The sequence below is a fragment of the Nonomuraea sp. NPDC049625 genome, assembly GCF_040675285.1.
Classification (GTDB): Bacteria; Actinomycetota; Actinomycetes; order Streptosporangiales; family Streptosporangiaceae; genus Nonomuraea; species Nonomuraea angiospora_A.
The window spans coordinates 860293-876029 of record NZ_JBFAOQ010000003.1 but is presented as its reverse complement, the minus strand read 5'-3'; the positions used below and the strand labels follow the sequence as shown (position 1 = coordinate 876029).

The 15737-nt window shown below is 71.5% G+C and carries 11 protein-coding genes; 3 read left to right on the top strand and 8 right to left on the bottom strand.

The window, feature by feature from the left end; genetic code table 11:
- Positions 1–48 precede the first annotated feature (48 nt).
- Positions 49–3516, top strand: coding sequence for a WD40 repeat domain-containing serine/threonine protein kinase (locus AB0J87_RS17515; RefSeq protein ID WP_363966280.1), 3468 nt, complete (start codon positions 49–51; stop codon positions 3514–3516).
- A gap of 23 nt (positions 3517–3539) precedes the next feature.
- Here the strand turns inward: AB0J87_RS17515 and AB0J87_RS17510 are convergent, their stop codons facing one another.
- On the bottom strand, positions 3540–3989 hold the full coding sequence (locus AB0J87_RS17510) for a hypothetical protein (RefSeq protein WP_350739193.1): 450 nt from the start codon (positions 3987–3989) through the stop codon (positions 3540–3542).
- Between the two features lie 80 nt (positions 3990–4069).
- On the opposite strand from AB0J87_RS17510, the gene AB0J87_RS17505 reads away from it, so the two are divergent.
- Both AB0J87_RS17505 and AB0J87_RS17500 read left to right on the top strand, forming a co-directional pair.
- Entirely contained in the window at positions 4070–5158 is a 1089-nt protein-coding gene (locus tag AB0J87_RS17505) for an MFS transporter (RefSeq protein ID WP_363966278.1), read from the top strand.
- Between the two features lie 101 nt (positions 5159–5259).
- On the top strand, positions 5260–5511 hold the full coding sequence (locus AB0J87_RS17500; protein ID WP_350739188.1) for a hypothetical protein: 252 nt from the start codon (positions 5260–5262) through the stop codon (positions 5509–5511).
- A gap of 27 nt (positions 5512–5538) precedes the next feature.
- On the opposite strand, the gene AB0J87_RS17495 is transcribed toward AB0J87_RS17500, so the two are convergent.
- The 7 genes from AB0J87_RS17495 to AB0J87_RS17465 form a co-directional block, all read right to left on the bottom strand.
- A complete protein-coding gene (locus tag AB0J87_RS17495) occupies positions 5539–6645 on the bottom strand; it encodes a winged helix DNA-binding domain-containing protein (protein ID WP_363966276.1) in 1107 nt (368 codons plus the stop codon).
- A gap of 41 nt (positions 6646–6686) precedes the next feature.
- Complete coding sequence (locus tag AB0J87_RS17490; RefSeq protein WP_363966274.1) at positions 6687–8378, bottom strand: ABC transporter family substrate-binding protein; 1692 nt, start codon at positions 8376–8378, stop codon at positions 6687–6689.
- A 30-nt stretch (positions 8379–8408) separates the two neighbouring features.
- Positions 8409–10421, bottom strand: a complete 2013-nt coding sequence (locus AB0J87_RS17485; RefSeq protein WP_363966272.1) for an ABC transporter ATP-binding protein — start codon at positions 10419–10421, stop codon at positions 8409–8411.
- Positions 10418–11332, bottom strand: coding sequence for an ABC transporter permease (locus AB0J87_RS17480; RefSeq protein ID WP_363966624.1), 915 nt, complete (start codon positions 11330–11332; stop codon positions 10418–10420). The genes AB0J87_RS17485 and AB0J87_RS17480 overlap by 4 nt, the downstream gene beginning before the upstream one ends.
- Positions 11332–12315: an ABC transporter permease gene (locus AB0J87_RS17475; protein WP_363966270.1), complete on the bottom strand. Its 984-nt coding sequence runs from the start codon at positions 12313–12315 to the stop codon at positions 11332–11334. Before AB0J87_RS17475 ends, AB0J87_RS17480 begins: the two co-directional genes overlap by 1 nt.
- Positions 12316–12415: 100 nt before the next feature.
- A complete protein-coding gene (locus AB0J87_RS17470; protein WP_363966268.1) occupies positions 12416–14767 on the bottom strand; it encodes an AAA family ATPase in 2352 nt (783 codons plus the stop codon).
- Positions 14768–14831: 64 nt separating this feature from the next.
- Positions 14832–15728 (bottom strand): haloalkane dehalogenase, encoded by an 897-nt coding sequence (locus AB0J87_RS17465; protein ID WP_363966266.1) that lies wholly within the window; start codon positions 15726–15728, stop codon positions 14832–14834.
- Between the last annotated feature and the right edge of the window lie 9 nt (positions 15729–15737).

Here is a 15737-nt window from a genome sequence, read left to right as displayed (position 1 = left end):
CCGCCCAGTTGTGACAACTTCCGCGAAGAAAGTGCCATCTAACCCGCCATGGAGGCGCTGAGAACGGGGGATCCCCAGCGCATCGGGGATTACTGGCTGGCGGGGCGGCTGGGCTCGGGCGGGCAGGGGGTCGTGTACGACGCCTACGACGCCGGCGGCAGACGGGTCGCGGTCAAGGTGCTGCACGCGAACGGCGACCGCGCGATCCGCGACCGGTTCGCCAAGGAGGCCATGGCGGCGGGGCGGGTGTCGTCGTTCTGCACGGCTCGCGTGCTGGCCACCGACCTGGAGGGGAGCAAGCCGTACCTGGTCTCGGAGTACGTGCCGGGGCCGAGCCTGGGCGCGGCCGTGCGGGACGGGCGCCGGTTCGGCGGCGACGACCTGCACCGGCTGGCCACGGCGGTGGCGACGGCGCTGACCGCGATCCACGACGCCGGGGTCGTGCACCGCGACCTCAAACCGGACAACGTGCTGCTCGGACCCGACGGCCCACGCGTGATCGACTTTGGCATCGCGCGCACGATCGACATGTCGCTCACCAAGACCGGCGAGGTGTCGGGCACGCCGGCGTACATGGCGCCCGAGGTGTTCACGGGGCAGCGGGCGGGTGCTCCGGCCGACGTGTTCGCGTGGGGCGCGGTCATGGTGTTCGCCGCGACCGGGCACGAGCCGTTCGGCGCCGAGAACCTGGGCGGCGTCATGCACCGGGTGCTCTCGCACCGGCCCGACCTGAGCGCGCTGCCCCCGCGGCTGGCCGCGCTGGTCGAAGCCGCCATCGACAAGGACCCGGCGGCCCGGCCCGCGGCCCACGACCTGCTGCTCGCGCTGGTCAGCGGGACCGGCTCCGACATCAGGGGGCTGCTGGCGGCCGGCAGCCGGACCGCCCGGGACGTGCACGGTCCCGGCCACGCCGATCCCGCGCTCGGCACGATCGCGGAGGACGCCTACGAGTCGCTGGCTCCCGAGGAGCGGGAGGTCGCAGCCGAGGTGTTCCTGCGACTGGTGGCCGTGGACGGGGACGGGCACGAGGAGGGGCGGACGGCCGGGTACGAGGAGCTGTTCGGCGGGCGGTCCGAGCGCGAGTCGGCGGCGGTCAAGCGGGTGCTGGAGGCGTTCTCGTACGTGATCGCCGACGGGGACGGCTCGGTGGCGCTGTCGCGCCCCGGCCTGCTGCGCGCCTGGCCGAGGCTGCGCATGTGGGTGGACGCCGACCGCGACGGCCTGGCCCTGCTGAACACCGTCAACGCCGCGGCCCGGCACTGGGCGGGCAACGGCCGCCGCGACGCCGACGCGTTCCAGGGCAGCCGCCTGGAACAGGCGCTGAGCTGGGCCGCCACCGGACGCCGTCACGTCACGCTGACCCCGCTCGAACGCGACTTCCTGCGCGCCGGCACCGACCTGACCAGGCGCCGGGCCAGACGCCGGACGCTGACCACGGTCACGCTGGCCCTGCTGCTCGTGGTGGCGCTGGTGGCCGGCGGGCTGGCGGTCCGGCAGCGCCAGGAGACCGCCCGCCAGCGCGACATCCTGGCCGCCAAGCAGGTGGCCGCCGAGGCCGACCGCATGCGTACCGCCGACCCGGCCCTGGCGATGCTGCTCAGCGTGGCGGCCTGGCGGGTCTCGCCGGCACAGCCGGAGGCCCGCTCCAGCCTGATCGCCTCACTGCAGCAGCAGGAGGCCGCCGTCTTCCGCGAGCCGCCGGTCAAGGGCTCGGCCGAGCGGCTGCTCAGCCGCGACGGCCGCACGCTGGTCAGCGCCAGCGAGGGCGGGGTCAACGTGTACGACGTGCGCACCCACGAGCGCACGGCGAGCTGGCCCGAGATGAAGGTGAACGGGACGATCATCGGCACGCCCGCGCTGAGCCGCAGCGGCCGGCTGCTGGCCGAGACCTCCACGGAGGAGCTGGGTGTCTGGGACCTGAAGACCGGCAGGAAACTCCTCGAACGGCGCATTCCACCGGCGTTCGAAGGCGAATACACCGCCGTGTTCGGCGAGTACGAGACCACGCTCACGCTGATGTACGCCAGGCAGGAGATCTACTACCTGCTCGACGTGTCCACCGGCAGGCGGTTCGGCAAGGGCGTCTTCGAACAGCGCGGCGAGGTGGCGGTGAACGATCCGCTCGTGGACCCCTCGGGCAGGCACCTGCTGCTGCCCGGAGGCCGCTTCGACCAGCGCTCGCTGCCGGGCTGGCGGGCCGAGCGGCCCTTCCGCGCCTGCGTGACGCACCCCGACCTGGCGGCGTTCAGCCAGGACGGCAGGACGCTCGCCTGCGGCAACGGGACCGAGGTCGCGCTCGTGGACGTCGCCTCGGGCCGGGCCTTCGGCGTGACGCTGACCTGCGAGGTCTGCGGATCGGAAAGCAAGCTGCGCTTCAGCCCGGACGGCCGCCACCTCGCGGCCTACCGCGGCAGAGACGTGCAGGTCTGGGATCTGCGCACCCGGCGGGCGGCACTCGGCTACCGCGCCGAGGGCGAGCTGGCCGACGTCGCCTTCGACCCCGACGGCAGGACGCTGCGGTACGTCGTGGACGACGCCGTCGTCAGCCTGGACCTGCGGTCGCGTACGCATGCGACGGAGACGCCGGGCTCGGCCTTCCTCAGCCCGGACGGCCGGTGGGCGGCGCTCCAAGCCGGAAAGCGACTTCGGATCTGGGACGTGCGCGCGGGCAAGGAGACCGGCAGCCTTCCCGTCGGCGATGACGACGGGGAACCAGCGGAGTTCCACGGAACGAGGCTGGCCGTCTCGGACGCCAACGGCACGATCGCGCTCTGGGACGTGCGGACCCTCGCGAAGCTCTGGTCGACGCGGGTGTCCAAGCCGGCCGGCGCCGTCACCGACGTGCACTTCACCCGGGACGGGCGGCGGCTGGTGACCAACGTCGTGTTCCCCCAGAACCCGGTGGCCAAGGAAGTGGTGCTCGACGCCGCCGACGGCCGCGTGCTGAGCTCGGCCGACACCAGGTACCAGGGCGGGCCGTTGCTCCCGGGCGGCACGGCGTACGCGTCGCTGCTCGGCGGCAGGTTCGTCGACCTGCGCACCGGCAAGCCGGTGGGGGCCGGGTTCGGGGCCACGAACGCGATCGAGTTCAGCCGGAACGGGCTCATGGCCGTGAACGAGGCGGCCACCGGGCGGATCGGGCTGTGGTCGGTGGACGGGCCGACCCGGCTGAGCCCCGCCCTGCCCCGGGCCGCCGACGAACTCCTCCTGCTGGCCTTCTCACCCGACGGCAGGACCCTGGCCTCCGTCACGGAGAAAGGCGCGCTCCAGCTCTGGGACGTCGAGACCAGGCGGCGGCTCGGCGGGTCCTACCGGCTGGGGGACGGCCCGGTGTCGCTGGCGTTCAGTGCGGACGGGGAGACGTTGCACGCCGGGACCGACGAGGCCCTGCACGCGATTCCCGTGCGGAGTGAACGGGTCGCGCAGGAGGTGTGCGCGCGGGCCGGGCGTTCGCTGTCGGCCGATGAGTGGGCCCGGTACCTGGGCGGCGTGCCGTACCAGAACGTCTGCCCCTGACGGGACGCCGCCCTCCAGGGACCTCAGCCCTTGCAGTTGCCCCAGGTCTTGCGGCCGCCCCAGGCCTCGACGCGGTTGTCCGGGTCGCGGGTCCAGCCGGCGTACTTCACGCACTTCCACTTGCCGTCGATGTGGCCGGTCTCGGCGTAGAAGCGATACTTCTGCACGTCTTCCGCCCGGCCGCCGCCCCTGACCTCCAGGTAGGCGCCGGTGACCGTGCGCGTGCCCGTGTACGCGCTCTTGATGGCGGTCACGCAGTTCTTGCCGCTCCGCTTGTTGTACATCAGGTACACCTGTCCCAGCACCGCGCCCTCGCGGGTCTTCATCGCCCGCTGGCCGTCCTTGACACGATGGAAGCCGGGGCCGCAGACCCGCTCGGGGGTGAAGCGGGCCGTGGCCGCGTACGCGGAGGAGGGGGTGGCGACGATCCCGGCCGCGACCAAGGCCGTCGCGATGACCGTTCGGGTGAGCACGAGCTTCCCTTCGGCAGGGGTAATAAGGACAACGTCGATCTTTACTGTGCCTTGACCGAAATATCAAGGGGTTGTGGTAAATGCCGCTTATCGCGGTGTGTGCGGCCTGGGCCGTGTTCTGGGGCTCCTGGTCGGCCCTCCTGCCTGCCATCAAGGTGGAGCTGGGCATCTCGGCGGGGGACCTGGGACTCGCGCTGAGCGCCGTACCCGTGGGGGCCCTGCCCGCGATGGCGCTGGCCGGGCGGCTGGTGCGGGGGCGCGAGCGGACCGCCCTGCTGGTGACGACGGCATTGTTCGGGCTCAGCGTGGCCGGGATCGGGCTGGTGGCCACACCCTGGCAGCTCGCGCTGTCGCTGCTGCTCGTCGGGGCGACCAGCGGGGCGCTCGACATCGCCCTGAACCTGGCCACGGGGCGCGCCGAGCGCGAGACCGGCCGCCGCCTCTTCCAGCCCGTCCACGCGGCCTTCCCGGTCGCCGTCATAGCGGCGTCCCCCGCCACCGGCCTGGCCCGATCCCTGGGTCTGAGCGTCGGCACGGTCATCGTGATCATCGCCGTGATCGTGATCGCCACGTCCCTGACAGTGCTGGCGCTGCCCGCGGGCGAGGGAACGTCCGCCTCGTCCGGCGGCCCGGACAGGCGCGCGCTGTGGGGCGCCGCGGTCGTGGTGGGGGCGCTGGCCGCCTGCGTCCTGGTCATCGAGAACTCGGTCGAGCAGTGGTCGGTGCTGCTGCTGGAGGAGCACCGTGGGGCCACGCCCCTGGTGTCGAGCGCCGCGCCGTCCGTCTACATGGCGGCGCTGACGGCCGGGCGGCTCATCGTGCAGGCGCTGCCTCGGGTGCCGCTGCGGGCGTTGTACCTGGTGGCGGGGGTGGGCGGCGGCGCGGGCATCGCCCTGGCGGGGCTGGGCGGCACCGTGCTCGCCTCAATGGCGGGCTTCGCGGTGACCGGGCTGGCGCTGGGCCCGCTGGTGCCCGCCCTCCTCAGCCGGGCCGCCGCCGACGACCCGAGCGGAACGCTGGTGTGGGGGGTGTCGACGATCTCGTACGCGGGGTTCGTGATCAGCCCGCTGCTCGTCGCGGCTCTGAGCGGATGGCTCGGCCTGCCCTCCGCCCTGGCCCTCCTCGGCCTCCTGGGCCTGCCGTTGGTGGCCCGCTTCGCCCGGTCCTGACCGACTTCGAGGGACATTTGGGGAAATTGGTTGGCCTTTGAGGAAGAGAGGCCATAGAACCGGGTATCCCCCCGGCGGAATGGACTGTAGGAGGGATCACCATGGCTGTCTGCGAGACCTGCGGAAATGACTACGACATGGCGTTCGAGGTGCATGCGCAGGGAGCTGTGCACACCTTCGACTGCTTCCAGTGTGCGATCGAGGCGATGGCGCCCATCTGCGAGCACTGTGGCACCAAGGTCATCGGGCACGGGGTGCAGTCGGGCGAGCACTGGTACTGCTGCGCGCATTGTGCGCGCGAGGAAGGCAGCCAGGGCCTCGTCGACCGCATCATGGCCACCACCGGCCGCTGACCCACCCCGCCCCCGGGCGCGGGCTGGTTACGGGAGCAGGGTGCGGATGCGGGTGATGGCCTCCTCAAGAGGGCCCGGGGGGACGGGGGCGGCGAGGTCGACGGTGATGTGGCCGTTCTTGGCCTCCCAGACTCCCGCGACCCGCCCCTCGTGGACGACCACGGGGGAGATCCACCCCGCCTGACGGCTCACCTTGGGCTTGAGGGGCGGCGGGATCAGCGGGGCGAGGCCGCGCGGGGCGCCGAGGATGTACTGGTCGAAGCCCGGCAACAGGTGGACCTCGGCCGACGGGCCGGTGGCGGCGAGGTCGTCGAGGTGCTCGGTCAGGGCCAGCAGGGTCCGGCCGTCGTCGGTCTCCACCTCGGTCAGCTCGGGTGCCAGGTCGCGGAACCATCCCTTCAGCACCGTCTTCTTCGCCACGCCGCCGAACAGCCACGTGTCGAACATCTCCGGCGTCGCCGGCCCGTGCGCCCCCAGGAACGCGCGCGCCACCCGTACCCCGGCCTCCTCGTACGGCGGCAGCGCGGCGGGCCATCCGGCGAGCCAGGTGCGCGGGGAGGTGAAGGTGACCCTGCCGTCGCGGGGCGGGCCGTAGCAGAGCTCGCCCAGGCGGCTCAGCGGCTTGAGCAGGGCACCCCAGCCGGACGTGAGCGCCTCCCGCAGATGAGCGTCCCCGGTCACCGTCACCACGGCGTCGACGAGCTCCTCCCTGGTCAGCGCCGGCCCGCCCGGCGCCCCGTCGCGCAGGGCGCGGGGGACCGCGTCGATGATCGCCGCGATCTCGTCGGCGGTGACCCCGTGGCCGCGCTGCCACGAGCCCTTCTCCCAGAAGCGCAACGTGCCCAGGGCCGCGCAGAAGTCGGCCAGCTCGTCGGCGGGGAGGAGGTGGAGGGTGCCCCGCATGATCCACGTCTTGACCAGCGTGCGGTCGCTCCACAGGGCCTGGTCGATGCCGCCCGGGTCGGGCTTGTCGCTCCGGACCGCCACCGCGAGCTGGGCCGAGGAGGCGACCTGTGCCTGGACGCCGCACAGCCGCCGGGCCACCGCCACGGGGTCGGGCGCGTCCGGCTCGCTCACGAACTGTCTGCGCAGGCGCCAGGCCAGGATCTGCGGCCAGGTCAGCTTGGTAGTCACGCGTCCACTTCTACACCCGGCCGCCGACACTTCCGAACGGGTCAGCCGGTGAAGCCGATGTCCTCGTAGCGGAGGTCGTAGAAGCCGCGGGCCCCCACGTTGGCCAGCGTCTGGCGGGCGGCGACGTTCTGCGGCCGCTGGTAGAGCGGCAGTACGTTGACCTCCTGCCAGATCAGCGCATCCGCCTCGTTGGCCGCCGCGCGCGCCCGCACCGGGTCGAGGCTCTGGGCGGCGCGGTTCATGGCCTGGTCGATGGCGGGCGAGCCGGTACGGCCGAAGTTCGCGTTCCAGGTCTTGCCATCGGCGGAATTGGCATAAATCCCGAAACTGCTGGAAACCGGGAAAGGCGTCCCGATGTATGCGAAGGGCGTGATGTCGAAGTTGCCGGGGATGACGTACTTGGTGAAGAAGTCATCGCTCGGCACGGCCTGAATGGTCAGCTTCACGCCGATCTGGGCGAGCATGGTCTGCGCCAGCTCCCCCTCCGCCTTGCTGATCTGAACCCCCGACGGCACCACGAACCGCAGCTCCAGGACCTTGCCGTTCTTCTGCCTGAACGAGCCGCTCAGCTTCCACCCGGCCGCGTCCAGGAGCCGCCGCGCCTGACCGGGGTCGTACGCGCCGAGCTTCCCGGCGTTGTCCTGGTAGCCCTCCTGGGTGTTCATGAAGAAGTGGTTGTTCAGCAGGGCGATCGGCCAGTCGAGGCCCTGGAGGTCCGACTGCGCGATGGCCTGGCGGCTGATGCCCAGCTGGACGGCCTGCCGGACGTTGCGGTCCTTGAGCAGCTCGCTGGACCCGTTAAAGGTGAAATGCCGGAAATCGGGGCCAGCCGCCTGCCGCACCTGCGCCCCAGGCGTGCCCTTCGCCCGCGCGTAGTCGGGCGCCGACGGCCCCACGTCGATGAGGTCGAGCTCCCCGTTGCTGAACGCCGAGATCAGCGAGTCCTGCTCCGACGACCGATAGATGATCTTGTCGAGCTTCGCCCTGTTCCCCCACCACGAGTCGTCCCGCACGATCGTGATCGTCTTCGCCGTCTGGTCGAACCCTCCGAACCTGAACGGCCCGGCCGTCATCGGGATCTTGTTCAGCCAGGCGTTGTCGAAGGCCTCGGGCGTCCGGTTGGTGGCGGCGGGCAGCAGCGGCCCGAACAGCGCCTGCCAGTCCCCGAACGGCTTGTCGAACGTCACCACCACCTCGAAGTCGTCCTTCCCCCGCGCCACCTTCTCGATGTCCTGGTAGCCGGTGGACGAGGCGATGTGGAAGGCCGGATTGCGCCCGTTCAGCGCGTGCCACTGGGCCTCGTAGTCGGCCCAGGTGATCGGCTTCCCGTCGGACCACTTCGCCTTCGGGTTCAGCTTGTACGTGACCACCTGCTTGGGCCGCTGGGCGGTCACCTCGGCGTCGAGCACGTAGTTGCGGTCGACCGAGATCTCCGCCTTCTCGTCGGAATGGAACGGCGAGGGCAGCAGCGCGTTGCTGACCACGGCGGCCATGGCCAGGTTGCCGTCGACGTGGTTCCTGTTCCACTGCGCGGGGAACTCGTTGATGCCCCACCGCAGCGTCCCGCCGTCCTTGACCTTGTCGCGCGGCTGCGGGTTGATGTCGTAGGCCTTGATCGTACGTTCGTCACCGCCGCTCTCCCGGCCCGGCCCGCTCCCCGTGCCCTTGCCGCAGCCCGCCAGGCACAACGAGCCCGTGACAACGGCGGCCACGACAAGACGTGATGCTTTCATCGAGAGAATTCCTCCTGGTCAGAGCGAGGTCTATACGACTTCGCGCCTCTCGGCGTAATGGCAGGCCGCCCCCTGGTCCTCGCCCAACGGACGCACCTCGGGCTCGACGTCCACGCAGAGCCTGCGTTGTTCGTCGGTGAGCTCGCCGCGGAACTTCGGGCACCTGGTGCGGAATCGGCAGCCCGTCGGAGGGTTGGCCGGGCTGGGCAGGTCGCCTTCGAGCAGGATCCGCTCCCGGGCGCGCTCGCGTACCGGGTCGGGCAGCGGGATCGCCGACAGCAGAGCCTGCGTGTACGGGTGCGCCGGGGCGTCGAACACGGCGTCCACCTGGCCGATCTCGGCGATCCTGCCGAGATACATCACCGCCACCCGGTCGGCGATGTGCCGCACGACGGCTAGGTCGTGCGCCACGAACAGGTAGGACAGCTCCAGCCGGGCCTTCAGCGAGCCGAGCAGGTTGATCACCCCGGCCTGGATCGACACGTCCAGCGCGGAGACCGGCTCGTCCAGCACCAGCAGCCGGGGCTCCAGGGCCAGCGCCCTGGCGATGCCGATGCGCTGCCGCTGGCCGCCCGAGAAGTCCTGCGGGTAGCGGGCCGCGTGGGAGGCGTCGAGCCCGACCAGGGCGAGCAGCTCGGCGATGCGCCGCCCGGGGCGCCGCCGCCCGTGCGTACGCAGCGGCTCGGCCAGGATGTCGTGCACCGTCATGCGCGGGTCGAGCGAGGCCAGCGGATCCTGGAAGACGACCTGCATGTCGCGCCGGATCGCCTTGCGCTCGGGGCCGCTCAGCCGCGCGGTGTCGCGTCCGAGCACGACGATGCGCCCGCTCTGGGGCGCGGCCAGCTCCAGGATCTGCGTCAGCGTGGTCGTCTTGCCGCTGCCCGACTCGCCGACCAGCCCCAGCGTCTCGCCCTGCCGGATGTCGAAGCCGACCCCGGCCACCGCGTGCACCGTGCCCACCCTGCGTTTGAAGATCGCGCCCTTGAGCAGCGGATATTCCTTGACCAGGCCGTGCACCTCGAGCACCGTGCGCTCGCCGCGCTCGCGCCGTCCCGGTTCGACGGGGACGAGGACGGGCTCGCGGGGGCGTACGTCCTGCCAGCGGATGCAGGCCGCCCGGTGCCCCGCCCCCACGTCGAACAGCGGCGGCTCGCCCTCGTCGCAGGCGTCGATCTTCATCGGGCAGCGCGGCGCGAACGGGCACCCCGGCGGCAGCGCCTCGGGGGAGGGCGGGCTGCCCTCGATGGGCGCCAGCGGCTGCCGCGCGCCCCGGTCCACGCGCGGGATCGAGCCGAGCAGGCCCACCGTGTACGGCATCCGCATCCCGTAGTAGATGTCATCGACGTCGCCGACCTCGACGGGACGCCCGGCGTACATGACCAGCACCCGGTCGGCGAACCCGGCCACGACCCCCAGATCATGCGTGATCATGATGATCGCGGCGCCGGTCTTCCGCTGCGCCTTCTTCAGCACCTCCAGCACCTGTGCCTGGATGGTGACGTCGAGCGCGGTGGTCGGCTCGTCGCAGATGATCACGTCGGGGTCGTTGGCGATGGCCATCGCGATCACCACGCGCTGCCGCATGCCGCCGGAGAACTCGTGCGGGAAGGCCAGCGCCCGCTCGGCCGGCCGCGGGATGCCCACGAGCTCCAGCAGCTCGACGGCCTTGACCATGGCCGTCTCCTTGCTCACCCGCTGGTGCACGCGCACCGCCTCGGCGATCTGGTCGCCGACGCGGTAGACGGGGGTGAGCGCCGAGAGCGGGTCCTGGAACACCATCGAGATGGTCTTGCCGCGGAAGGACGTCAGCTCCCGCTCGGGGGCCCCGATCAGCTCCTTGCCGTGCAGCCGTACGGACCCGGTGACGCGCGCTCCGGGCGGCAGCAGCCCCATGACGGCCGCCGAGGTGACCGATTTGCCCGACCCCGACTCGCCGACGATGCCCAGGACCTCGCCGGGCTCCACGTGGTAGCTCACCCCGCGTACGGCCGGCACGCCGCCGAACGACACGTTGAGGTCGGTGACCTCGAGGACCGGGCTCATCGCCGCCTCCTCCGCGAGGTCGAGGGGTCGAACGCGTCACGCAGCGCGTCGCCCATGAGGTTGACCGCGAGCACGGTGACCACCAGCAGCCCCGCCACGAACCAGAACGTCCACGGCGCGTAGACCGCCGTCCTGGACCCGTCGGCGATGAGCGTCCCGAACGACACGTCGGGCGGCTGGATGCCGAACCCGAAGTACGACAGCGAGGTTTCGGTGAGGATCGCGCTGCTGACGTTGAGCGTGGCGTCCACGATCAGCAGCGACGACAGGTTGGGGATCACGTGGCGGAAGATGATCCGTACGGGGGACACGCCCATGAAGCGGGCGGCCTGGATGAACTCCCGCTCCTTCAGCGAGATCGTCATCCCCCTGACGATCTTCGAGGTGACCATCCACAGGAACAACGCCAGCATGACCACGAACAGCGGCCACTGCCCGGTCTCGAACAGCGGCGACATGATCGCCAGGATGAGGAAGCCGGGCAGCACGAGCAGCAGGTCGGTCACCCAGTTCAGCGTCCGGTCCGTCCACCCCAGGAAGTAGCCCCCGAACGCGCCCACCACGGCCGACAGCGCCGTGGAGATCAGGGCCGCGAGCAGCCCGACGACCAGCGACTTCTGCATGCCGCGCAGCGTGACCGCGTAGACGTCGGCGCCGGTTTGGAGCGTTCCGAACCAGTGGGTGGCCGACGGCGGCTGCATGAACGCGGTGAAGTCCTTGTCGGTGTACGTCCACCTGGAGAAGATCGGCCCCGCGAACGCCAGCAGGAACATCGCGGCCAGCACCGCGAACCCGACCCGCCCCTGCGGGGAGCGGAAGAACCGCCCGGCCACCACCCGCAGCCGGGACGGCGCCGTGGCCGCCGTGCCGTCGGTCAGCTCCTCGGCGAGCTCCTCGTCGGAAAGCGTCATCACGCCCGCACTCTCGGGTCGAGAGCCGCGTGCAGCAGGTCGGAGACCAGCGCGGAGCACAGCACGGCGACGGCGGCGAGAAGGGAGATGGCCGCGACGGTGTTGACGTCGTTGCTGAAGATGGAGTTGATCAGCTGCTCACCCAGCCCGTGCCAGCCGAAGATCTTCTCGGTGAAGGTCGCCCCCGTCAGCAGCGCCCCGAACGTGAACGCGAAATAGGTCACGACCGGGATGAGCGCGGTCCGCAGCGCGTGCTTGACGAGCGCCCGGCGCCTGCTCAGCCCCTTGGCCAGGGCGGTGCGGACGAAGTCGGCGCCCTGCACGTCGAGCATCATGTTGCGCTGGTAGCGGCTGAAGACCGCGACGAGCCCCACCGACAGCGAGATCGTCGGCAGGATCAGGTGTTGCAGCCGGTCGACCACGTGCCCCCAGAACCCGGCCTCCAGCCCGTCGGTGTACTCGCCGCTGACCAGGAACACCGAGCGGCCGAACACGTTCTCGTTGGCCCAGGCGGCGACCAGGATCAGCATGTTGGCCAGCACGACCACCGGCACGGCCAGCACCACGAAGGACAGGGCGGTCGAGATCCGGTCGAACCAGCCGTACTGGCGGACCGCCGCGAAGGCGCCCACCAGCACCCCGAGCATGCTCCCGAACAGCATCCCCAGCACGACCAGCCGGGCCGTCACACCCATGCGCCGCTTGAGATCCTCATTGACCGGGGCGCCCCCGACGGACTTGCCGAAGTCGCCGCGCATCACCCCGCCCGCCCAGGTGGCGTAGCGCTGCAGCAGCGGCGTCTTGTCGTTGAGGTTGAGCGCCGTGAGCTGCGCGTCCACGACGGCGGGCGGAGGTTTTGGCGTGCGGTCCGCGTAGTTGGAGCGGGGATTGAGAGCCGTGGCAGCCAGAAGGTAGGCGAGACTGGCGGCCACTACGACCAGCACGGCGTAGTTGAGCAGCCTGCGGGCCAGAAACCCCGCCATCGCGCTCCCCCTCCGACGCGCACCGCACGTAGTTATATTGCTACACCATGTGACGGGTCGCGCGCAGGGAACCGCCGAAGATGGTCGGCTCTGGAGATGGTCAGCGTCCGGAAAGCTCGTCCACGGCGGTGCGGACGTCCTCGCTCGTGATCGTCGTCAGGTCGGCGGAGCTGGCGGACCCGCCGCGCGAGGCATGGGCGGCCAGCCGCACGTCGCGGCGCATGGCGGCGCGCTCGAACAGCGACCTGGCGAAGCGGCCGTTGCCGAGCCCGTCGATCAGCCGCTCCTCGCACACCCAGGCGAACACGTCGTCGAGGTCGCGTAGCGCCTCCTCGTCGAAGGTGTCGCCGGCCTTCCCGGCCAGCAGCACCGCGATCTCGGACAGCTCCTGCGGCGAGTAGCTCGGGAAGCCCACCCGCTGGTTGAAGCGGCTGGCCAGGCCGGGGTTGGTGGACAGGAACGCGTCCATCTCGCGCTCGTAGCCGGCCAGCACGATGACGAGCCGGTCGCGGTCGTCCTCGGCCCGCTTGAGCAGCGTCTGCACGGCCTCGGCGCCGAACGCGTCGCCGCCCTGGTAGCCGGGGTTGACCAGGCTGTAGGCCTCGTCGATGAAGAGCACGCCGCCCAGGGCCCGGTCGACCAGCTCGTTGGTCTTGATCGCGGTGGCGCCGAGGTGCTGGCCGACCAGGTCGGCGCGGTGCGCCTCGACCACGTCGGGCCTGGCCAGCAGGCCGAGCGCGGCGAAGATGCGGCCGATGACCCTGGCGACCGTGGTCTTGCCGGTGCCGGGCGGGCCGACGAACACGAAGTGCCGCATCTGCGGCGGGGTGGGCAGCCCGCGCTCCTGCCGCATGCGCGCCATCTGGAGCTGGGCCGCGATGGCGTGGACCTGCCGCTTGACGGGCGCGAGGCCCGCCATCCTGTCGAGGTCGGACAGCGCCTCCTCCAGCGTGGGCGTGGCGACGTAGCCGCGGAAGCGCGCGGTCAGCTCCTCGAACGCCTTGGTCACGTCGGGCGTGGTGGTGGTCACCAGGTCCTCGGTGGTCGGGGTGCCGCCCGCGCCCACCACGCGCACGTCACGGGCCTGCGCGGCGGCCTCGACCAGGCTGCGCGCGAACCTGGCGTTGCCCAGCTCGTCGACCAGGCCGCGCCGGTGCACGTCCTCGAACAGGCCGAGCAGCACCCGCCTGGTCTCGGCGTCCATCGTGTCGCCCCGTCGCCGCTGGAGCAGCTCGGTGACCTCGACCAGCTCGGCGGGGGAGTAGCCGGGGAAGCGCACCCGGGTGGCGAACCGGCTGGCCAGCCCGGGATTGCTGGACAGGAACGCGCCCATCTCCTGCTCGTAGCCGGCCAGGATGATGATCAGCCGGTCGCGGTCGTCCTCGGCGCGCTTGAGCAGCGTCTGCACGGCCTCGGCCCCGAACCTGTCGGGCTGCCCGTCGGAGGAGTTGACCAGCCCGTACGCCTCGTCGATGAAGAGCACGCCGCCCAGGGCCCGGTCGACCAGCTCGTTGGTCTTGATCGCGGTAGCGCCCAGGAACTCGCCCACCAGGTCGGCCCGCTGCGCCTCGACCACGTAGGGGGTCTCCAGCAGGCCGAACGCGTAGAAGATCTTGGCGAGCGCGCGGGCGACGCTGGTCTTGCCGGTGCCGGGCGGGCCGAGGAAGACGAAGTGCCTGGTGGGCCGCTCGGTGGTGTAGCCGGCCTCGGCGCGCAGCCGGGACGCCTCGATGGAGGCGGCGATCGAGCGCACCTGCTCCTTGACGGGGGCCAGGCCGACCATGCTCTCCAGCTCGCTGAGCGCCTCCTCGACGGAGATCTGCGGAAGCCCGCCCTGCCTGTCCTGGGGGGACTCGGGCCTGCCCTCGCGCACCCTGACGCGTACCTGCTGCTCCTCGGCCGCGGCGCTCTCCGCCTTGACCCTGCGGGCCAGCACGAACCGGTAGACCAGCACCGCGGCGGCCACCGCGTACGCCACCCAGACCGCCACGTTCGCCGAGACGAACGAGAGCGGCACGGCGAGCACGCCGGCGGGGGCGAGCGCCAGCAGCGTGGTCACCCACGGCGCCACCCAGCGGATGAGGTGGGCGCCCGCGGCGGCGGGCAGGGCCAGCGCGACCATCAGGTGCACCGAGCCGGAGCCCGCGGGGAACAGCCCGGAGAAGATCGGCAGCGTCAGCACGACCCAGCCCGCGACCACCAGCACGGTGGCGGCGGCGCGGGGGAAGCGCATGGTCAGCGCGACGAACGCGAGCCCCAGCAGGACGAGGGGGAAGGTGTTGAGCAGATTCCACCCGAGCGCCGCCCCCAGGCCCATGACGGCGACCAGCACCACCACGTAGAGGACCCGGCGCACGGCCGGGGGAATCTGGTAATAACGCAGCCGAACCTTCTCGAACAGATCCCGCGCCGCGACCCGCCCCGCGGCCTGGGCCCTGCCGGACTCCTGCATCACGCCTCCCCGGTCCGCCCCCGGTTATACCGCACCGGACCGACGATTGGGCGCTCCTGACACGCTAGGTGGAGGTCACGAAAGCGGCGATCTGTCGCCCGAGTTCGGCCCCCGCGTCCTCTTGCAGGAAGTGCCCGGCGCCCTTGATGACGGGATGCCGCAGGCCGGACGTGCCCGAGATCGACTTGAGCAGAATGGGCGCCATGCCCCCGGTGATCGGATCTCCGTCGGAGAACGCCACGAGGAAAGGCCGCTCGAGTGTCGTGAGAACCTGCCAGGCAGCGCGGTTGGCGGGCGCGGCCGGGTCGTCGGGGGTGATCGGGACGAGGCTCGGCATGACGCGAGGGCCCGCTTTGTACGACTCGTCGGGGAACGGCGCGTCGTAGGCCGCCCGGACCTCCTCGGGCAACTCCGTCCTGCAGCCGGCCTGGACGAGCCGGGCGATGTCCAGCACCGGGGCCTTGAGCACGGCGTTCCTGAACTGGTGCCACACCTCGGGCATGGGAATGTCACCCGTCGGCAAGCCCGTGTTGGCGGCCACGATCCTGGCGACGCTCTCGGGGTGCTCGGCGGCGATCCGCAGCCCGATCAGGCCGCCCCAGTCCTGGCCGACGACGGTGACGCGGCTCAACCCGAGCACGTCCAGCAGCAGGGCGCGGGTCCACTCGACGTGCCTGGCGTAGGTGTGCTCGGCCTGGTCGGCGGGCTTGTCCGAGCGGCCGAACCCGACGAGGTCCACCGCTATCGCGCGCAGCCCGGCCGCGGCCAGCTCGGGCATGACGTGCCGGTAGAGGAACGACCAGCTCGGCTCGCCGTGCAGGAGCACGACGGGCTCGCCGTCGGCGGGACCCGCCTCGACGTACGCCATCCGCAGGCCGTCGGCGACCTCGGCGTAGCGGGGCTCGTAGGGGAAGCCGGGCAGGCCGGCGAAGCGCTCTTCTGGCGTGCGCAGGATACGCATAGAACAAGA